10 protein-coding genes are annotated in these 20,934 nt (G+C 55.9%); 9 read left to right on the top strand and 1 reads right to left on the bottom strand.

Annotated features, from left to right (window positions below; translation table 11 throughout):
• Positions 1–55 precede the first annotated feature (55 nt).
• The 3 genes from J2Z18_RS05005 (at position 56) to J2Z18_RS04995 (ending at position 8,000) form a co-directional block, all read left to right on the top strand.
• On the top strand, positions 56–6,328 hold the full coding sequence (locus tag J2Z18_RS05005) for a 5'-nucleotidase C-terminal domain-containing protein (protein ID WP_210094272.1): 6,273 nt from the start codon (positions 56–58) through the stop codon (positions 6,326–6,328).
• 167 nt (positions 6,329–6,495) lie between these two features.
• Positions 6,496–6,987, top strand: coding sequence for an RNA polymerase sigma factor (locus tag J2Z18_RS05000; protein ID WP_210094271.1), 492 nt, complete (start codon positions 6,496–6,498; stop codon positions 6,985–6,987).
• A gap of 65 nt (positions 6,988–7,052) precedes the next feature.
• Positions 7,053–8,000, top strand: a complete 948-nt coding sequence (locus tag J2Z18_RS04995; protein WP_244869055.1) for a hypothetical protein — start codon at positions 7,053–7,055, stop codon at positions 7,998–8,000.
• Between the two features lie 370 nt (positions 8,001–8,370).
• On the opposite strand, the gene J2Z18_RS04990 is transcribed toward J2Z18_RS04995, so the two are convergent.
• On the bottom strand, positions 8,371–10,287 hold the full coding sequence (locus tag J2Z18_RS04990; protein ID WP_210094269.1) for a beta-N-acetylhexosaminidase: 1,917 nt from the start codon (positions 10,285–10,287) through the stop codon (positions 8,371–8,373).
• Positions 10,288–10,622: 335 nt separating this feature from the next.
• On the opposite strand from J2Z18_RS04990, the gene J2Z18_RS04985 reads away from it, so the two are divergent.
• The 6 genes from J2Z18_RS04985 (at position 10,623) to J2Z18_RS04960 (ending at position 20,860) form a co-directional block, all read left to right on the top strand.
• A complete protein-coding gene (locus tag J2Z18_RS04985) occupies positions 10,623–11,636 on the top strand; it encodes a LacI family DNA-binding transcriptional regulator (protein ID WP_007132633.1) in 1,014 nt (337 codons plus the stop codon).
• Between the two features lie 158 nt (positions 11,637–11,794).
• Positions 11,795–13,468 carry an ABC transporter substrate-binding protein gene (locus J2Z18_RS04980; protein ID WP_028404137.1) on the top strand — a complete coding sequence of 558 codons (1,674 nt, stop codon included), beginning with the start codon at positions 11,795–11,797 and terminating at the stop codon, positions 13,466–13,468.
• A gap of 107 nt (positions 13,469–13,575) precedes the next feature.
• Positions 13,576–15,486 carry an ABC transporter permease subunit gene (locus J2Z18_RS04975; protein WP_028404136.1) on the top strand — a complete coding sequence of 637 codons (1,911 nt, stop codon included), beginning with the start codon at positions 13,576–13,578 and terminating at the stop codon, positions 15,484–15,486.
• A 12-nt stretch (positions 15,487–15,498) separates the two neighbouring features.
• Positions 15,499–16,329 carry a carbohydrate ABC transporter permease gene (locus J2Z18_RS04970; protein WP_210094268.1) on the top strand — a complete coding sequence of 277 codons (831 nt, stop codon included), beginning with the start codon at positions 15,499–15,501 and terminating at the stop codon, positions 16,327–16,329.
• 26 nt (positions 16,330–16,355) lie between these two features.
• Positions 16,356–18,503, top strand: coding sequence for an alpha-L-rhamnosidase C-terminal domain-containing protein (locus J2Z18_RS04965; RefSeq protein ID WP_210094267.1), 2,148 nt, complete (start codon positions 16,356–16,358; stop codon positions 18,501–18,503).
• On the top strand, positions 18,500–20,860 hold the full coding sequence (locus J2Z18_RS04960) for a family 78 glycoside hydrolase catalytic domain (protein ID WP_210094266.1): 2,361 nt from the start codon (positions 18,500–18,502) through the stop codon (positions 20,858–20,860). Before J2Z18_RS04965 ends, J2Z18_RS04960 begins: the two co-directional genes overlap by 4 nt.
• Positions 20,861–20,934: the final 74 nt, after the last annotated feature.

Below are 20,934 nucleotides of genomic sequence, written 5' to 3'. Positions count from 1 at the left end.
GTATATATAGTAAATAAGGCTGAAAATCTAATAGAGTTGAGGAGTGAATACCTGAATGCGCATTCGATTCCAGAAGGGCCGAAAACCACTTAGTGTACTTCTTGCTATTGCTATGCTGGTAAGTATTCTTGTTCCTTTCGGATCCGTGCAGGTAGCGGAAGCTTCGCCTCGGAATGATCAAGTGGTCATCAGCCAGGTTTATGGGGGCGGCGGGGGCAACGGGGCGGTCTATGCCAACGATTTCATCGAGTTGTTCAACCCTACGGGACAGGCCGTGGACCTTACAGGCTGGAAGGTACGTTATGCAAGTGCAGCAGGTGATTTTAATAACACAACCTCTTTAACAGGTAGCATCGAGCCTTACCAATATCTATTAATTCAGCAAAGCGGGGGCAACACAGGTCTGCCTCTTCCAACACCCGATCTGACAGGGAACTTGGCCCTAGCCGCCAGTAACGGCAAGGTAGACCTGGTGAACGCAGCAGGGGAGCGCGTCGATCTGATCGGCTACGGCTCCGCAAGCGATTCGGAAACCAAGCCGACGGCTGCGTTATCCGCCGGCACGGCGGCGATTCGGAAAGAATTGACCGCAGGTCAGCCAGGGAATCGCGGTTTGGATACGGACAACAATGCAGAAGATTTCTACGTTGGTTCACCGGACCCTCGAAACAAATCATATCAGGCTACGCCCGGAAATCCCGGCAGCGGCTTAGGCAGGGTAACGGCCTCCCCGGAACCGAATGCCTGGCCGGCAGGGACAGAGATTAAGCTGGCCCCGCCTACGGTAGGCGCCTCGGTCTATGCGGATGTGTACGTTTCGGGTAACGCCGGCAGAGGGTTTGAGCTCGTAGACGGTCCGATCGTCATCAACGAGCCGACCCGAATCGATGCGTTTGCCGCTATGGAAGGCGTTCCGGATGGGCCGGTAACGTCGTTCCAATATGATATTTTGAAGCAAACATCGGTTGCGGAAGCGAGAACCAAGTCTAAAGGCGAACACGTCTGGACGGAAGGCATCATCACGCATATCGAAGGCAGAGAAACTTATATCCAGGACGATACGGCCGGCATCGTGCTCTACGATTATCCGATTGGCGCAGGAGTGGGTGATCGGGTCAGCGTGGCCGGCGTGATGGAAATCTACAACAATTTGCAAGAGATCAAGCCGCATGCGCTGCTGCCGTATAACGTGACGGACAGCAACGTCGGACCGCCGCAGGCGGTACGGATTAGCGGAGCGGATCTTGCTGCAGACAAAGGGGAAGCTTACGAGGCAAGGCTGGTTTATTTGGAGGATGTGTCCATTAAGTCCGAGAATCGGGCGGGCGAGTTTACGGCCGAGCAAGGCGGGCACGAATTCATCATTTATTCCGGTCTGTCGAAGCTTGCTCCGGGTAAAACCTTCAGCCGGGTAACGGGCGTGGTGAAGCAGTACGACAATATCTACGAGCTGATCCCGCTAAGCAATGATGCCTTGATTGAAGACTTGTTCTCCGTGATCGCAAGCCCGGGGCCAGGCCCGATCATGATCGGAAGCACGGTAGAGCTGTCGAGTCCGACGACTGGAGCCAGCATCTATTATACGGTGGACGGAACGACTCCGACGACGGCAAGCACGCTGTACACCAAGCCGATTCAAGTGGACCGCGACATGACCATCAAGGCCATCGTGGTCTCTGGCACGAATGTGAGCAAAGTGTATGAGTTTGCTTACAAGGCGACACAGCAGCCGCGCATTGCGGACATTCAAGGCGAAGGACACGCCTCGCCGTATAATGGGCAAACCGTAAAGGGCATTGAGGGTATCGTTACGCAATACGGCTATACCTTCTCCAATGGCAGCATCAAGGGCTTCTATATCCAGGATGCAGAGCCGGATAATAATCCGAACACCTCCGATGCGATTTTCGTGTTTGGGACGGGCAGTACTAACCTGCCGGATGTAGGCGACCTTGTGTCCGTTACCGGCAAAGTGGCGGAATATAACGAAGGAAGCTCGTCCAATCTGACCTCAACCCAGATCGAGCTGCAATCGCTCACCGTAATCTCGGAAAATCAGCCGCTGCCGGAGCCGGTTACGCTGGGCAAGGGCGGGCGGCCGATCCCGGCATCGATCATCGATAATGACGGATTCCAGGTGTTCGATCCGGAAGAAGACGCTATCGATTTCTACGAATCGCTTGAAGGGATGCGGGTCAGACTGCCGGAGCCGACGATTATTAGTCCGTATTGGACGAGCAGCGGCACCTACAACATTCCGACCCGTGTCGAAAATAACGTTCCGGACGTCATTACGCCGGCAGGCGGTCTGGTGCTGAAGGAGCAAGGCAACTTCAACCCGCAGCGCCTGATCATCGCTTACGGGAATCCGGGGCAGGAAGTGAGCACGGGCGATACGTTTGCCGAGGATGTCATCGGCGTGATCGGATACAACAGCGGCAATTTCAAGGTCATTCCTCCAAAAGACGGGCTGCCTGCGATCGAAGGCGGTTCCTTTGAACAAGAGGTATCCACGATCGACGTGAAGGATGACCAGCTTCGCGTGGCGACCTATAATATCGAGAACTTTTACCCTGGCGTGGGCTCCGCCAAGATCAACAAGCTTGCGGATTCCATCGTGAGTCATTTGAAATCCCCGGACATCATTGGACTGGTCGAAGTTCAGGACAACAACGGGGAGAAGAATGACGGCACGACCGCGGCGGATCAAAGCTATCGGGCGCTGATCGAAGCGATCAAAGCGGCCGGCGGACCGGAGTACAGCTTCACGGACATCGATCCGGTCAACAACAAAGATGGCGGTGCACCGGGTGCGAATATCCGGGTTGGCTTCCTCTATAACGCCGACCGCGTCAAGCTGTCGGAGAGCGTGAACGGCAAGAAAGGCTCCTCGACGGATGCGGTTGCCTATGATGCGGCCACGGATCAGCTTACCTACAATCCGGGCCGGATCGAACCGGAGAACAGCGCGTTCCATGCATCCCGCAAGCCGCTGGCCGCCCAGTTCGAATTCCGCGGCGAAAAAGTGATCGTCGTAGCGAATCACTTCAATTCGAAATCGGGAGACCAAGGGCCTTTTGGCAGCACGCAGCCGCCACTGCTATCCAGTGAGGCTCAGCGCCATCAGATTGCGGCTGTCGTGAACGGCTTCGTCACAGATGTGCTGCAGGGCAATCCTGACGCGAATATCATCGTTCTGGGCGATTTGAATGATTTCCAGTTCACGCAGACCGGAACGATTCTGAAAGGCAATGAGCTCGACAATCTGATCGACATTCTGCCGCCGGGAGAGCGGTATACGTATACGTACGATGGCAACTCGCAGGTGCTTGACCATATTCTGGTCAGCAAGAATCTGACGAAGTCGGCTGAGGTTGACGTTGTCCATCTTAACGCCGATTTCCCGGCCTCCAAAGGCCGCGTGTCCGACCATGATCCGGTGGTCGCGCAGCTGGACCTGACGGGCGAGGCCGCTTCGGGCTTCCCGCTGACGATTCTGCATACGAACGATACGCACGCGAATCTGGATACCGTCAGCTCGCCCGACAACATCGCGCGCCGGGTGACGGCCATTAAAGAAGCGAAGGCTTCAGCGGTGAATCCGCTGCTTGTGGATGCGGGGGATGTATTCTCCGGGACGCTCTATTTTAATCAATATGAAGGACAAGCCGATCTGGCGTTCATGAATCTGGTTCAATACGATGCGATGACCTTCGGAAACCATGAATTCGACAAAGGATCCGAGGTGTTGAACGCATTCATCGAGAACGCAAAATTCCCGTTTGTGTCTTCGAATGTGAACTTCTCGGCAGATCCTGTGCTTCGGGAGAAATTCAACGATGGCGTCACGCGGGATGCCAAAGCCGCCAACATTTATCCGGCGGTCATCATGGAAGTGGACGGCCAGGAGGTCGGCCTGATCGGCCTGACCACCGAAGACACGGCGAACATTGCCTCTCCGGGGCCGGTCACGTTTGACGATGCCGTACAGAAGGCTAAGGATACCGTCGCGATGCTTCAGCAGGAAGGCATTAACAAAATCGTCGTGCTGTCGCACTTGGGCTACGACGTCGACGTAAACCTGGCCAAGGCCGTGGAAGGCATCGATATTATCGTGGGCGGGCACAGCCACACCAAGCTGGATCAAGCCGTCGTGGATCGTACGGACAGCGAGCCAAAGCTGATCGTACAGACCGGCGAGAAGGGTCAATTCCTAGGCAGGCTGGAAGTCGTGTTCGACGACGAGGGTGCTCTGCAGGATTGGAACAGCCGCTTGATCTCGGTTGATGAAAAGGATAGCAGCGGCCAGTACGTGATCCAGCCGGATGCCGAGGCGCTCAACCTTCTGAATACGAAATATAAGCCGGGCGTAGAGGAACTGAAGCAGACGGAGGTCGGCTATACGGAGGTTAAATTAAACGGTGTCCGGGCCGATGTGCGGACGAAGGAGACGAATCTTGGAAACCTGATTGCCGACGGCATGCTGGATGCGGCGCGGGCAGCGGGAACGAATGCGGTGATCGCGCTGCAGAACGGCGGAGGCATCCGGGAGTCGATCGAAGCCGGCAAGGTTACGATGGGCGACATCATGACGGTCCTGCCGTTCAACAACGATCTGGTTACCATCACCCTGACCGGTCAGGAAATTAAAGAGGCGCTGGAAAACGGAGTGTCCAAAATCCCTGCCCAGGACGGACGGTTCCCGCATATTGCCGGCATGAGGTTCTACTATGATTCCACGAAACCGGCCGGTGAGCGTGTGCTCCGCATGGAAGTGAAGGGCAAGAACGGCTATGAGCTGATCGATCCGAAGCAATCGTACGAGGTTGCTACGAACGCGTTTACCGCCAAGGGCGGCGATTTCTACGCATCGCTAGAGAAGGCCTATCAGGAAGGGCGCGTAAAGCTGCTTTATCTTCCGGACTATGAGGTTTTCTCGGGTTATGTGAAAAAGGTAGGCACGATTACGGACAAAACCTCGGCAGTCGAAGGCCGGATCGTTGACTTGAAGGGAGCACCGCTTCCTGGAGGACCGGATCCAGGGCAGCCAGGACAGCCAGGGCAGCCTGGCCAGCCGGGAAATCCAGGCACACCGGGTTCCCCTGGACCGGCAACCCCTCCGGTGAACCCGCCGGGTACCGGCACGCCATCGCCTGCAGAGCCGGGCAAAGTCAAGGTGCAGGCTCAAGTGAAGGATGGAGAAGCTTCCGGCACGGTGACCGGGTCTGCCTTGAAGGATGCGTTGAAGCAGCCGACTGGCGGAAAAGTAACGGTCGAGGCCGTAAGCACGCAGCCTTTCCAATCCGCCTCGATTACGGTGGATAACGAAGCGTTGCAAGCTTGGCTTGCCCAAGCAGGCGTCCAGGTGCTGAGCGTCGTAACGCCTTTCGGAAGCTTGGATCTGCCGAAGAAGGAGATTGACCTTCAAGGCTTGGCGAAGCAGATTGGGACGGATACCGCGGGGATTCGCCTGGTTGTCCGGGTGGCCAAGGATACCGACGCGCTGAAGGCAGCTGCAGCCCAGGGCTATCGCCCGCTGCAAGCGGTGAACTACGCTGTAGAGGCGCATGCCTCCAGCGGCAAAACCGCACAGTTGAATGAATTTGCCTCTTACGTGAAACGTTCGGTCGTGGTGGATCAGACCGGACCGGCCAATTCGCTGGCGGTGGTGCGTCTGAACGAGGGACGCTACACACCGGTGCCGTTCAAAGTGAACGCGCAGCAGGTCGATATCTACAGCCGGGAGAGCGGAACTTATCTGGTTCTCCGGAATACGGCCACGTTCCCAGACATCGGTTCCCACTGGTCGAAGGGGGACGTTGAATCACTCGCTGCCAAGATGATTGTAACCGGACGTTCGGAGCAAGCCTTCGTGCCGGATGCTCCGATCACGCGGGCGGAGTTTGCAGCGCTGATTGTAAGGGCGCTCGGTCTGAGTGCTGCTGCGGGACCGGATTCCTTCGAGGATATATCGGTATACGATTGGCATGCCGGTTCGATCCGGGCGGCTGTGGGAGCGGGCATCGTCAATGGTTATTCGGACGGCACATTCCGGCCGGACCGGACGATTACGCGCGAAGAGATGGCGGCTATGGCGCATAAGGCGCTGGAATACGCCGGGTACGAGCAAGGCGGCGATGTGCCAATCCGCTTCGCTGATGAGGCTCATATCGGTGCTTGGGCCGAGGAAGCGGTGCAAGTTTTAGGCGAGCTTGATATTCTGAACGGCGATAACCGACAGCGGTTTGCGCCGAAGTCCCATGCAACGCGAGGCGAGAGCGCCGCGGTGCTGAACCGGATGCTGGGCAAGCTGACCTTTGCGAAGTAACATGGGCGCACATCATCGTGCGAAATGTACGGCAGCGTGTCGCGCTGCTGTGAGGATTGACCGCAAAAGAGCTGTTCCCTGTGGGAACGGCTCTTTTTTTTTTGTACCCAAATGTGACCCATCTGCGTCCATAACTGTGTTAAGGGTAAAAGGAGGTCTGAAACACCATGCAGACATATTCGCTCCGGCCGGGCGGGGATATTGCGGAAGCCTATGAACTTTACGGCGGCATGCTGTTCAAAATTGCGATGGTATACCTTGGAAACAAGCAGGATGCCGAGGAAGCCATGCAGGAAACGTTCATCAAGCTGATGAACAAAGCACCTGTGTTCACAGACAGGGAGCACGAGAAAGCCTGGCTGATCCGGGTGATTACAAACCAGTGCAAAAACATGCTGTCCAGTTTGTGGCGCAAACGGGTGACCCGAATGGAGCATATGGACGATTACTTCGAGGAGCCGTCGGAACGTCTGCTTATGGATCATGTGATGGGCCTGCCTTTTAAATACAAGTCGGTTATTCATCTGTTTTATTACGAGGATTATTCGGTGCGGCAAATCGCCGGCATTCTCCAGATCAGCGAATCTGCCGTCAAGATGCGTCTTCAGCGCGGCAGAAAGCTGCTGCGAATGGACCTGGAAGGGGAGGAGCGCCCATGAACCGGAATGATTACAAGAAATTGATAAATCGTATAGAACCTGATCAAGGATTGGAGGAACGTCTCATGAATGGAATCCGAGAAAAAGAGCAAGAGAAACATCCGCCGATAAGGAGAAGCCGGATCGGCATGGCTGGCGTTGGCGCTGCCGTTATGCTAGGCGTGGTGCTGGTGATATCGATCATCTGGCAGACAGAGAATACGCCTATAGCGGAAGCGCCTGCTGTGACGCCGACCGTGAGCGATGGCCAGGACGCACTGCCCGGGATGGAGGGTCCTCGGGATCCGGCCGAAGCCGGGCACGAGAAGGTGGAGCTTCCTGCGATCGAGCTTCCGAAAGACGACGGCGTCATGATGGATATGATCGGCCTGGTCGTCTATAAAGGCAACATTTACACCCAGACAGGGACGCAGATCACGGCCGAGACGGCCAAGGAGCTGCGCGGAGAGAAGCTCGGCAGGACGACGGCGGGCATTACGGAATGGAGCACGCAGGCGGATTATACGGAGCTTGCCTCCACCATCGGCGAGGCGGATATTTACGCGGTACAGGGGTACGATGAGACGTTTCGGATCATGTCCTATGAAGAGCACGACGGTCAGGTCTTTGCCGAGTTATATGAGCATTTGAATGGCATTACCGTTATGCGGGGTGAGGATATCGCGGGCAAGCTTAAGCTTGACGGCCGGATCGCCTCAGCGCAGTGGCAGGACTTTGACAGCTGGAATATGGGGGAGACCCGTCTCGAGGAGCTGCCCGCGGATGCTTCACTGGACGCTTTCATCAAGGCGTTATATGAGGCAAAGCCGGTTGCGGAGAACCAGCTGATGGAAGCCGGAATATACGATGCCGGTTCGGGTGAACAGAAATTCTTATATCTGAATCTGGAGGATGGAACCAAGGTAGAGCTGCGGCTGTTCAAAAGCGGGCCTTATGCAAAATACAGCCATGCGCAGGTGTTTTTCGAAATGGATGCCGAGGCCTTCGGCGCGCTATGGGATCGCATGGAGTAGCATAAATGGAGTGCCTTTGATTATAGGAAACGTTGACTTTATGAAAAAAGAGCGACCCTTGGGGCCGCTCTTTTTTTGGGTCACTCGTTGGATGAGCCAGCCGAGCTGATGCAAATGGGTTGAGTTACCGCGGATGAGACGCTGGGTTCAACGGATGAAGCCGGTTTAACTTTGATTCGAGGTGATTCCATGTTGGTCCAATGTTGGTCCAATGTTGGTTCAATGTTGATCCAATGTCGATTCCATGTTGGCTTGGTGGTTGGCCCATTGTTTGTTCGATGATGTTGGCTCATTGCTGCGACATGGACGAGAGGTACGACCTGGTAACCCGAGGGCCTTCGGCCTTCGGGTCCATTCGGAGTTTGCCGGATCAGAACGGATTCAGCACATGATAGAATACGTTTGGCGACGCCATCCGGTAATAGTGGCTGCACCAGCCGACGCCTTTGTGGTTGAAGCGGTTGGTGGTGCTGAACACGAGCCGCTCCTGCTCCAGCTCCTCGAGCCGCGGGATTCGTCCGTCCACATAATCAAGAATGCGGAGCGATGCGGTGTCCAGGCGGGTGAGGACGCCGCCGTAGCGGATATCGATGACCTCCCAGCCGAAAGGCTTGAACATCCGGTGCCACTGGATGCGGTGCGAGGCGCGCAGGTCACGGACGGCATCCGCGATGGCAGGAAGCACGCTTTTGGCGATTTGCCGCAGCGACTCGTGATCCTTGGCATCATAGGCATGCTTCAACGTAATGCCGATTTCGCTTTTGCGCTTCAATACGGCGCTCAGCTTTTCCGGCATGTCGAACAGATAATCCAGCCCGGCATCCGGGCAGCGCTTGTCGCGAATGCGCTGCTCCAGCTCCGCGTAATGGTTCGCGAGGTCCAAGCCCTCAATCTGCTTGTCGAATAAACCGAGAAGCACATCCTGGTACAGCAGAAATTTAGATGGATTACTTTGCTTCGCATTGTTCGGCTCCTGGCCCGGAATTTCGTCCAGATCTTTGAGCAGCAGAAAGGTGTCCATCTCGATGCCCGTGCAGAATTTTACCCGTTCGGCCAAGTGGGCCCAGGAGGGTTTTTGCTCCGAGTAGGCATGCTCTGCGTATAACTGAAGGCCCAGCAGGGCCGCGAACGGATTGCCCTCATTTCCGTCGTCTCCCCACATGGTTGCGTATACCTCGCGGATGCCCTCCTGCTTACACATCTGCAATGCGACATCGGATGCGTTAAGGGAGAGCCCGTAATTGACGCCGAACGTATTGAAAATCCAAACCGCGCCGGCAAAGACGAGGTTGCAGCCGAGAGGACGGTGATTTGCGATCAACTTCTCATAGTCCCCCGGCTCCATGTGGGTATAGTCCCAGTACACCATGTCCACGTCCTTCGGGATGCGGCGGGCCATCTCTTCCGGGATCGAGGTGTCCTTAGCGTAATATGCCGCATCGCCGCCTCCGCCTGAAGCGAGCTTGAGGAACATGTCGCTCCACATCATCGGCTTGAGTCCGCGCTTGCGGACGGCAGCCAGCACTTTGTCCAGGTGCGCGAGCATGATGTCGAAGCGGCTCTCATATCCGTTCAGGTCCAAATATTTGCCGCGGCCGAGCTCCTCCGCCTCGTCCATGCCGATGTGGATTTTCTTGCTGCGGAACGGGGCGGTGGCTGCTTCGATCATCCGTTCAATAAGGGAATCGGTTCGCTCGCTGCCAACGAGCAGCGCTCCCTTCGTATCGCGGTAATGCTTGATCGGCTCCCACTTCAGGAATTCCTCCAGATGTGCCAAGGTCTGGATGCTCGGGAACGCCTCAATGCCGAATTGATCGGCATAGTCGTCGATTTCCCGCAGCTCCTCCTGCGTATAGCGGCCCCGCATATATCCAAAATAGGGCTCATCATCGATCTCGTACGTATCCTCCATATACAGCATGACGGTATTCATGCCCATTAAGGCGAGTTTATTCAGCATCAGCTTGAAGCTCTCTACCGTGAGCACTGCATTGCGGGACAGGTCGAGCATAGGCCCGATCTGGTCGAATTGTTGTTGTTCCCGAATATGGAAGGCTTCGCGCTGGCGGCTGTGCTGAACGAGCAGGCCCAATCCACGGAAGAATTGATGCTTCGCCCCATAGCGGATGTAGGCATGGTCCGCTTCGCGGCCGACCACGAGTTCGCCCTCCGACTGTCCGATGCGGACAGGAAATCCGTCCTCACTCATCTCCACGCCAAGCTCATGCAACAATATCCGGGCACCGGATTCAATATCCGCGGTTAGGCCCTCGAAACGTAATTTCATCGAGATAATCCCCCTGTTTCACGATTTTTACGTCACAACATTATATCATTATAATGTTTAATGGTATTGCAATCGTGGGCGGAAAGCAATAAGGATTTTATCAAGCCGGGCTGAACCGGTTTCTTAACAGCAATCTGTAACTCATTCCAAATCCGCGGTATCGAATCGAGGAAAAAATTCTGTTGACACTGGTAAATTACGGGTGTATTTTAGATACAAATCGTTTTTGCAAAAACGTTTTGCATACCAAGCTACTACCCCAATCGATCGTTTATGTTATTATGATATCGCTTACACGGATTACATATGATTTCATTCGAGATAAGGAGATAACCATGGCAGCAACCATTAGAGACGTCGCCCGCGAAGCGGGAGTGGCAGTATGTACCGTATCCTTCGCGATGAATGGATCGGCCCATGTGGCCGAAGCGACGAAGAAACGCATTTTTGAAGCAATCGAGAAGCTGAATTACCGGCCGAATCAATCGGCGCGCGGATTAGTGACCAAGAAGACGAACAACATCGGCTTGGTCGTCGAGGACACCGTAGACGGGCTGGAGAACAGCATTCTTCTTGACGTGATCAAGGGTCTCGGGCAGGCGACGGGAGATAATAATTACGATCTGCTGCTCTCCTTCCAGAAGCCCAGCACAAGCAAGCTTGCGGATCATCTGCTCGACGTGTACCGGAAGCAGTCGGCCGACGGCCTGATTTTGATGGGGGCAGCCATCAATCAGCCATTCGATGAATTGATCAAGAACCGCTTCCCGTTCGTGCTGCTTGGAAGGCCCGCCATCCCGGGTCTATGCCACAGCGTTAACGCGGATAACGAACAAGGGGCATACGAAGCGGTGAAGTATTTAGTCGGCAAGGGCCACCGCCGCATTGCGCTTATTACGCCATGCACGCTGGAGGTGGATGCCTCGCTTGACCGGTATAACGGGTATCGTCTGGCGATGGAGGAATTCGTGGGCCGGTTCGACGAGCAGCTGGTTGCCATCGGTTCGTTCGAGCAGGACAGCGGATATGCGGAAACCGAGAAGCTGCTGAGCCTGAAGGACCGCCCAACCGCTATTATCGCAGGCCGGGACGTCATTGCCTCCCGCGTTGTGGAGCGGGCGCAGGAGCTCGGCTATGCAGTGCCGGACGACGTAGCGGTCATCGGCTTCGACAATACCGTCGTATCCCAGCTGGCCCGTCCGTCCATCACCTCGATCGAGCTGCCGATGCGACAGATGGGACTCGAAGCGGCGAAGCTGCTGATGAAGCTGATCGACGGCGAGATCGGCTTTGATGATATCCAGACCATTGTACTGCCTTGCACCGTGTGCGAAAGAGAATCGACCTGATAACGAATAGATTTCGTTGGACGGTTCTTTTTTTAAGCCATACAAAAACGTTTTTGTACCCCATCGTCATTGAAGGGAGTGATGCAGGTCAACTTGATCAGCTTAGACTTCACATAAATGTAAGCGAATACATTGAACGCTTAGGGGGAGTGAAAGTCATGTTTCCATTTCGAAGATTCGTTAGCCTCATCCTGATCACCTCGCTCATTACGCTGCTCGCCGCTTGTTCCGGCGGCAGCGCCAACCGTGCCGAACCGGCACCGACTCCCGTTAGTAACGACAATAACGACAATACGACACCCGCAGAACCTGCTACCGGCCAGCCGGCAGCACCATCAAAAAGCGGCACCATCCAGATCTCCTTGCGCGGAGCCTCCGCTGAAGTATGGGGCAAGGTAGCCGAAGCCTATATGGCGAAGCATCCTGACGTTAAAGTCGTCGTGGATATCAAGCCGGCCGAGGGGTACCGGGATTGGTTGCAGGCCCAGTTTGCCGCCGGGGAACCGGAGGCCGATTTTGTGAACACGAATGAGAACAGCGATCTGAATGAAGACCAGAAATTCGTCGATTTCAAGCCTTGGCTGGAGACGGAGAACCCCTATACGGGGAAGCTCTGGAAGGAAAGCTTCAATCTTGACGGCATGGGCGTCAATTTGGATGATCCTAACCTGCAAACGCTGCAAGCGCTGAACTTCGAATCGGTGCAAATTTTGTGGATGTACAACAAAGAGATGTTTGAGAAGGCCGGCATCACAGACACCCCGAAAACCTTTAACGAGCTGACCGCGGCTTTTGACAAGCTGAAGGCAGCAGGGTACATCCCGTTTACGATCGGCGGCAATGCGCTCTCCTTATGGAGCGGTCAGGCAGGTTGGCTGATGCGCATTTATCCGGACCAGTATTTCCGCGACTATGTGGAGCTGATCCGGTCCAAGCCGGAAGATTATACCTATATGCCGAGCATCGACGATAACTGGAAGTTCGATCTAAACGATCCGTACAACGATTCCCGTTCCAATGTGTCGACGAATGAGCTGCGGATGTATAAGGCAATCAAAGACAAGGTCGGTCCATACAAAGTCGAGGGCAATCCTGCTTGGCGCGAGGTGTTGACCAATCTGAAGACCTTGTTCAGCTACGCACCCGAGGGATTCATGGGCATGTCGGAGGAGCAGGCCTACAAGCTGTTCCTAACCGGCAAGGCCGCAACCATGGTTGCGCTGCCGTCCTCTTATTGGCAGCTTCCGAAGGATTTTGCCGATGCGGAGAAGACGGGCGAGAGCGGAGGCGTAAAATCATTCGATTTCGGATTCTTCAACATGCCTTCCATGGAAGGGGAGCTGGTGCAGGCGCCTGCTAGAACGATCCATATCTATACCGGTTTTTACGGCTTTGTCAAAAAGAATGCGGAGCAGACCGCACTGAACATTGATTTCATGATGTATCTGACCAGTCCGGAAGGATACAAGGTATACCTTGAGGCTGTTCAAAACTCCAAGGATGCTTCCTTAAGCGGCGCTCCGCTGTTAAACGATATCGAGCTGCCGGAGGAAATGAAGAAGACATTCGAGTCGTTCGACGCGATCGGAAACACGGAAGGACTGAACAGCCCGGGCAATGTGCTGGCGCGCGGTCTCCACGACTATCAGCCGTCCGTGCAGAGCTACATCGGCCTCATCTCCAAATATTTCAACGATGAAATCGATGTGGACCAATTGCTGAAGCAGTACCAGGCCGACATTGATGCCAAGTTTGAGGCTATGCTGAAGGAACGCAAGAAGGAGCTCTCCGACCTTGAGCATCCGGAGCGGCAGCCGCCGGTTAGGCAGTAGCATGCGAAATCGTGAAGCGCAGGGTACCGTTTTAAACAAAAAGGGGTACTCGTATCGAACGGTCCTGCGTTTCCACTTGGCATGGAAGGGAGTGTGAACATAAGGTTATGCGGGCAATCAAATCCATCCTATTAGTACTGCTGCTGCTATGTCTGTGGATCCCGCCGATTTATGCCTCCGTGCCGATCTGGACCATGGAGCAGGGGCTGACGATCAAAGCGATGTCCATCTCCGAAGACGGCGAGCAGGTGGCGGTCGGCACGCAGAATGCAACCGCAATATTGCTTCAGCAAGATGGCACGCAGCAGTTCGAATTTGCGGCAAAAAACGTCGTTACCGGTGTCGCGCTTCTGAATGACGGACAGATGCTGGTCTCCTCCGACGACCGGCATCTGTATAAGCTTGATGCGAAGGGCGAGGAGATCTGGAGCAGGGATTTCCGAAAAATGATCAAGAATTTATCGGCAACACCGGACGGCAAACGAGTGATCATAACGCTCCACAACGAAAGCGTGATTCGTTTGCTGGACGAACAGGGAGAGGTGCTGCAAGAGATCCCTGTGGGCATCGCCGTGAAGACAGCAGCCTTATCGCCGAATGGGCAATGGCTGGCAGCGGGTGCGGCCAATCAGTATGCTTATATGTTCGGCCCTTCCGGAGAGCAGCTATTTCAGATCCCCCTAGACGGTGATATCCAGCATGTGGCCGTCGGCGACAATGGCACGCTGGTCGTAGGATCGTCCAACAATAAAGCGGTCATCTACTCGTCCGAAGGCGACAGCCTTGGCGAACTGGTGACCAAGGACAAGGTCACATCTGTCCATATCACCAATGACGGAGCATTTGTTGCGGTCGCTGATTATTCCGGCAATTATTACGTGGCGGACGAGGGCGGCTCTCTGCTGTGGAGCACGAAGGAGGTTGGTGCCGGCCAGCAAATCCGATTCAGCGCTGACGGCACGAGGCTCTTTGCAGGATCGGATCAAGGAGCCGTTTTCCAATATGAAGTCGGAGCCGTGCTTGCGCAAGGCAAACAAGCGGCGATGACTCAGAAGATGCTTCAAATCGGGGCGGTCGTGGTCTCCATCGTGCTGATCGCACTGTTGTTCCTGTGGCTTTGGCGCAAGAAGCCCCACATCCTTCAGCGATTGTGGAGGAGCAAGCTGGCCTATGCCATGCTTCTGCCGAGCTTCACGCTTCTGATCATATTCCTGTATATCCCGGCTTTCTCCGGCTTGATTCATTCCTTATATGACTGGAATCCGGGGGCCAGGAGCGAATTCATCGGCCTGGACAATTTCAGGCGCATGCTGAATGATCCGTACGTCACTAAAGGCGTGGGCAATCTTCTGATCCTGATCGTGACCGGGCTGATTAAGGCTCTCATCCCTCCGCTGATTGTAGCGGAGCTGATCTACCATCTGAGAAGCAAGAGATCACAATACGTATTCCGTACGTTCTTTGTTATTTCCATGGTCATTCCATCCGTCGGCATGCTGCTGGTCTGGCAGGATATGTATGATCCGAACATCGGTCTCGTGAATCAGGTTCTGCGGATGATCGGGCTCGGATCGCTTAGCCATGCATGGCTGGGAGACCCGAATACCGCGCTGTGGGCTATCATCATGATGGGCTTCCCGTTCGTCGGCATTCTTCAGCTGCTGGTGCTCTACTCGGGGCTGATCGCCATTCCGGACGAGGTCATTGAAGCGGCCAGGATCGACGGGGCCAAATCCTTCCGGATTATCCGCACCATCCATCTGCCGCTGCTGGCCGGGCAATTCAAGCTGCTGATCGTGCTCGGGCTGATCGGCATCATCCAGGACTTCGGCTCGATTCTGATCGTAACGGGGGGCGGGCCGGCGGATTCAACCTACGTACCGGCGCTGCAGATGTATTTTGCCGCTACGAAATTCAATGATCTGGGGTATGCCTCGGCGCTCGGCGTCAGCATGTTTGCCATCATAATGATCATTACGGTCATCAATATGAAATTTATCAAAACGAATACGGACTAGGAGGGGAGCGGCATGAATACCAAGGCAAGGCTTGTTCAGCAGTCGGCGCTTTATGTGCTGATTACGGTTTTTGTAGGATTAACCCTCGCCCCGATCGTCTTTACGCTGATCTCATCCTTCAAAAATAACGCCCAGATTCTAGGAGGCATCTGGACGCTGCCCGTCCCGGCGCAAATCGGCAATTATGCGGAAGCGTTCGCGGCCATTTGGCGCTACACCTTGAACACCGTGCTGTATGCGGCGGTGGGAGGCACGCTCGTGGTGGCCTTGTCCGCTGTGGCGGGCTACACCTTTGCCAAGAAGGAATTCCTCGGCAAGGAGTTGCTCTTCATGATGATGCTCGCGATCATGATGATCCCGGGCGTGATGACCCTTATCCCGTCGTACGTGCTGTATGCGAACCTGGGCCTGGTCAATACGCCCTGGGTTATTATTATCAGCGCCGCGGCTGGAGGACAAATCTTCGGCACGTTTCTGTGCAGAAGCTTCATGGCGGGGATTTCCAATGAGCTGTTTGATGCGGCCAAAATCGACGGCGCAGGCGAATTCGTCGTTTTTACGAGAATGGTGCTGCCGTTGTCGGTTCCGGTTCTCATGACCCTGATGATCATGCAATCGGTCGGTATTTACAACGACTATATTTGGCCGCTGCTCACGATCAAATCGAACAGCATTCAGATGATTGGCGTCGGTCTTACGCAGTTTACGAACCAGTTCGGCATATCCAACATGGGCGTGGAATTCGCAGCTTATATCATTTCGGCGATTCCGCTCGTGCTGCTGTTCAGCTTCGGGATGAAGTACTACATTCAAGGGGTTACGCAGGGTGCCTTGAAAATATAAACGACGGACCAAATGGAGAGAGATGGATGAATATACACAGACAAGCGGAGAAGATTCCCAGCTGGATCTGGCACCCGGAACGGGAAGGCAGACGACGGATCGTGCTGGAGAGATCCTTTGTTCTGCAAGAGGCGGAGCGGATAGAGATGAAGCTTGCCTGCACGGGAGAAGTGGAAATCATGCTGAACGGAGCGCCCGTTGGTCGCGTTGCGGAGCACGCCAGGCATACGTCGGCATTCTTCAAGGTAGAAGGATTGCCGGACCGGCTGGAGCCGGGGGCGTACACGATTCGTTTGGAAATCCGCAACACGGTATCGATGCCCATGCATCCGATCAACATGCATCTGCACGACCGCTCGGTCGGCTGTATCGCGTATATAAGCGGAAGTGAAGGATTGTGGCTGGCCACGGACGAGACCTGGAGCGCTGGCGATTCCCCCGCCGAAGTGGTGTGCGTATGGGGCGAGGAGCCCTTCGGTGATCTGGACGGGGCTCCCGGCTGGTTCATTGCCGGCGGTTACGGCGATATCGCTACCGAGCCGATCCATGGCGTGAACGTTATGTCGGTTAACGGCATGGTGGCGGACTCTGATCAGGATGGCGCCTTTCTTCTACAAGGGACTACAACCGGACCGATCCTCCTGGGGGAGGTAAAGGCCCGGAACGAGCGGCATATTTTCTACCATCTCCTGAAGCAGGGCGAGTGGAAGGAACGCCGGACGCAGCAGCGCCAGCTGGATTTAAGCCGGGTGCCGCAGCTGCTGCTTGAACTGCCTCAGGAGCTGAACGTGCGGTTTTGGGTCGAGAACAGGGGGGATACGGAGATCGGTCTGTTATGGAACGGCGCGGAATCTTTGCAAGAGCTGCTGCATTACGACGGATGCATGACCGAATGGCTGACCGTGCCTGCGGGGAGCGCCGTCGCAACCAATCCCCAAGGCATGCGCTACGTCAGGATGTACGTGAGCGGGGATTGCGGAGCGCCCTTCCAAGCCGAGATTCGGCTGGAGGCTGCCGGCGTTGCACTGAACCAGGTCGGGCAATTGCAGGTCGATCAGCCGTTGATGCGGCGAATCTATGATGTATCGGTCCATACAAGCCGGGTATGCCACCAAATCGGGCTGTGGGACGGCATCAAGCGGGACCGTCTGAATTGGGCGTACGATATTTATTTGGCAGCCAAAACCGAATATTCGCTGTGGGACGATTACTCCGTCCTGAAACGGTCGCTTCGCGAGCTGGGCCGGACGCCTTACGGCTATTGGATGAACAATCTGCCCTCCTATACGCTGTGGTGGCTCAGCAGCATTTGGGAGTACTACTTTGAGACGGGCGACCGTGCGTTTGTGCTGGAGCTCCGGGAGGAGCTGCTGCGGCATATCGCCTGGGTAAGGGCGAATGCGGATGCCGGCACCGGGGTGTTCATGCCGGAGGCCGAGGGGACTTACTCCTTCATCGAATGGTCGCCGATGGCCGAGTCCGAGTCCTGGGCGTGCTTGAATGCGATTTATAGCATGACGAAGAGCCAAATGCAGCAGCTGGCAGGGGATATACCGGAGCTTGGCATTCAGTGGGGTGAGCCGCGCGCGGAGCTTGACGAGAGCCGATTCATCGGCTCCTCCTACGCGTTGCTGACTTCGGTCATCGGCATTAAGAGCGGGTATGTCGGTAAAGAGCATGCACGCCGGTTTCTGCTTGGCTATCGGCTGAGGGACCCGCTCACCCCGCTTTCGGCTTATTGGCTGGCCGAGTGCTATTCGGAGCATGGAATGCACGAGCGGGCGTGGGAAGTGATTGCCACCGTGTGGGGGACGATGCTGGATGCGGGAGCAACGACCTTTTGGGAAGGCGTGAGGCTGACGCCGAGCAGCGATATTCACCACGCGCTGACCACATATACCGCGTACAGCTCCTACAGGATGAGTCTGTGCCATAGCTGGTCCAGTACGCCGGTCGTGTGGATCGCCAAGTATGTGCTCGGCATTCGGGCGCTTTCTCCCGGATATGAACGCATTGCGTTTGAACCTCATGCCATCGGAGGGCTAACGGCGGCAAGCGGCGTGATCCCGAGCCCGCGGGGACCCATTTCGGTGGAGTGGAGATTGGAGAAGGACGGTCGTATGATCAAATCGGCCCGCATCCGAGGGGCGGAGCTGGCAGGGAGGCTGGGATGAAAGCTGAATTGCACAAAAAGAAGGCGTCATGGCAGGCGAGCTGGATCTGGGGAGACATTCCCCCCAATACGCCGAATGTTTACCTGGAGGCTCGAAAGAGCTTTGATCTTGAAAAATCAGCTTCCCGAGCCCGGCTGTTCGTGTCGGCGAATCAAAAATATCAGGTGTACCTCAACGGAAGCTTTGCGGGAAGAGGCCCGTCTCCCGCTGACCTTCAGTGGAAATATTACGACGAAATCGACGTAACCGGCCTGATCCGCTCAGGAAGGAATGCGCTCGCGATCGTCGCCTACAACTTCGGAACCTCCGATATCGTGACAGGACAGATGCAGGGTCCGGGCGGCCTCATCGCTGAGCTGGAAATAGAGATGGGCGACGGGACACTGGCTGTTATTGCAACGGATACCGACTGGAAGGTCCGCCGTTCGCCAAGGTGGATGGCCCAGGTCTCCAGGCAGCATTTGTGGAACGGTTTCCGCGAAATTTACTTGGCGGAGAAAGAGGATGGCTGGGAGGAGCCCGATTATCACGATGCTTCATGGGCCGGAGCATCCGTAGTCGCCGCTGCGCTGGATCCGGACTCCCCTTGGCCGCGGCTGCTTCCCCGGGAGATTCCGCCGCTGGAACGGGTATTGGCGAAGCCGGCTGCGATCGTCCGGACGGACTCCAATTTCGGGGTCAGCGCCGGAGAATGCCGAATGCTGGCCGAAGCAGCGCAAGCATCGGCCGGAGCCGGCGGCAGCGGCTGGGATAGCTGGACGCTGGATGCAAGCGCCCCCGGATCGCTCCCCGGGGTGGTGTTCGACTTCGGCAAGGAAACGGTAGGGTACCCCGAGCTGGAGGTTCATGCCCCGGAAGGCGGCGTCATCCAGCTGTCGTATGGGGAATCGCTGGAGCTGCAGCTGTACGATACGTTTATTCTGCGTCCAGGGATGAACCGGCTTAAGCCGTTCGGTCGGCGGGCATTCCGGTTTCTGCAGGTGTCGTGCCAGGCGACGCCGGTTCCGTTGAAGGTGGCGAATTTTGCCGTCGAATCCGTGCATTATCCGTTTGACCGGTCCGGTTATTTCCGAAGCAGTGATGAGCGGCTCAACCGGATCTGGGAGGTCGGCGTCTACACGACCCTCGTCAACAGCCAGGATCATCTGCTGGATTGCCCGCTGCGGGAGGAGGCGCTATGGGTAGCGGATGCCGTGGTAATGGGCAAAGTGATTTACCATGCTTTCGGCGACGAACGGCTGCTTCGTAAATGCTTGCTGCAAGGAGCGCGCATTCAGAATCCGGACGGCTCCATTCCGGGTACGGGACCGGAGCGAAATTCGTTCCTGCTGCCGGATTTCTGCGCGCACTGGCTGTTCGGCGTGCACGCCCATTGGCTCTACACGAAGGACCGCGGGTTTCTCGGCGAAATCTGGCCAGCGGTCGAGCGGCTCATGGCGTGGTTCCGGGACCAGGAGGATTCCAGCGGCTTGTTTGCACGGGCCGACAGGCCAGGCTGGTGGTGCTTTATCGACTGGGCCGATTACATCGATCGGCGGGACCGGGTGACGGCCGTTTCCTGCTTCTATTACAAGGCGCTGGGATTGGCGGCGGATCTGGCTGCCGAGATGGATCTCCACGATTTGGCAAGGCAGTGGCGGGAGCATGCGGCCCGGCTGAGGACGGCGATCCGGGGGCAGATGCGGAAGCCCGGCGATATCGTATTCGCTGATTGCATCGGTCCGGAAGGGTTGTCGGCTCAGATCACGGCTCAGACCAATTTTGCTGCCGTCTGGTCGGGCGTTATGGATCCGCAGGAAGCCGATCGGTTTCTGGATGAATGGTATGAGGCCGGGAAGCTTCCTCCTTTAAAGGGCGCTTTCTTCTATCATGTGGTCCTTGAAACGCTAATCGGCAAAGGGAGAACCCGGCGCGCGCTGGACCTTATTCGCGAATACTGGGGCGGAATGCTGGACCGCGGAGCGACGACCTGGTGGGAGACGTTCGATCCAGCCCTGCCGTTCAGCACGGTGCCGAGTCCGTATCAGGGACACACGCCGACCTATCTGATCGATCATATCCCTGTGAGCTTCAGCCATGGTTGGGGGGCGTCGCCCAGCTATATTTTGACCCAATATGTGCTGGGATTGGATTTGAGACGGCTTGGCGATCGGGAGGTGCGAATTGAATTCGATCCGGGTGATTTGTCCGAGGCGGAAGGAGCAGTGCCAACCCGTTACGGGCTGATTGAAGCCCGCTGGAATCGAAAGGAAGGGGGAGGTTTGCGCTATGAGCTGACGATTCCGCAATGCCTGACGGTGAAGGCTGAGCAAGGAACGGAGCTTGTTGTGAGCACACGAGAAGGGATGATTGTGTAACGGATCCGGAACAATGCGGAGGAGAGCGGAAAGGGGGTGAATGGTGAAGCAGCAGTAATATCCGTGTGTGAACA

Source organism: Paenibacillus lactis (assembly GCF_017873605.1).
GTDB classification, from domain to species: domain Bacteria; phylum Bacillota; class Bacilli; order Paenibacillales; family Paenibacillaceae; genus Paenibacillus_AQ; species Paenibacillus_AQ lactis.
This window is presented reverse-complemented; position numbering and strand designations above follow the sequence as displayed.

Bases quoted from the DNA above. Each gene is read 5' to 3' on its own strand.
- J2Z18_RS04965 (WP_210094267.1), top strand. From the start codon at position 16,356: ATGAATATACACAGACAAGCGGAGAAGATTCCCAGCTGGATCTGGCAC.
- J2Z18_RS04985 (WP_007132633.1), top strand. From the start codon at position 10,623: ATGGCAGCAACCATTAGAGACGTCGCCCGCGAAGCGGGAGTGGCAGTA.
- J2Z18_RS04960 (WP_210094266.1), top strand. From the start codon at position 18,500: ATGAAAGCTGAATTGCACAAAAAGAAGGCGTCATGGCAGGCGAGCTGG.
- J2Z18_RS04970 (WP_210094268.1), top strand. From the start codon at position 15,499: ATGAATACCAAGGCAAGGCTTGTTCAGCAGTCGGCGCTTTATGTGCTG.
- J2Z18_RS05005 (WP_210094272.1), top strand. From the start codon at position 56: ATGCGCATTCGATTCCAGAAGGGCCGAAAACCACTTAGTGTACTTCTT.
- J2Z18_RS05000 (WP_210094271.1), top strand. From the start codon at position 6,496: ATGCAGACATATTCGCTCCGGCCGGGCGGGGATATTGCGGAAGCCTAT.
- J2Z18_RS04975 (WP_028404136.1), top strand. From the start codon at position 13,576: ATGCGGGCAATCAAATCCATCCTATTAGTACTGCTGCTGCTATGTCTG.
- J2Z18_RS04980 (WP_028404137.1), top strand. From the start codon at position 11,795: ATGTTTCCATTTCGAAGATTCGTTAGCCTCATCCTGATCACCTCGCTC.
- J2Z18_RS04995 (WP_244869055.1), top strand. From the start codon at position 7,053: ATGAATGGAATCCGAGAAAAAGAGCAAGAGAAACATCCGCCGATAAGG.
- J2Z18_RS04990 (WP_210094269.1), bottom strand. From the start codon at position 10,287: ATGAAATTACGTTTCGAGGGCCTAACCGCGGATATTGAATCCGGTGCC.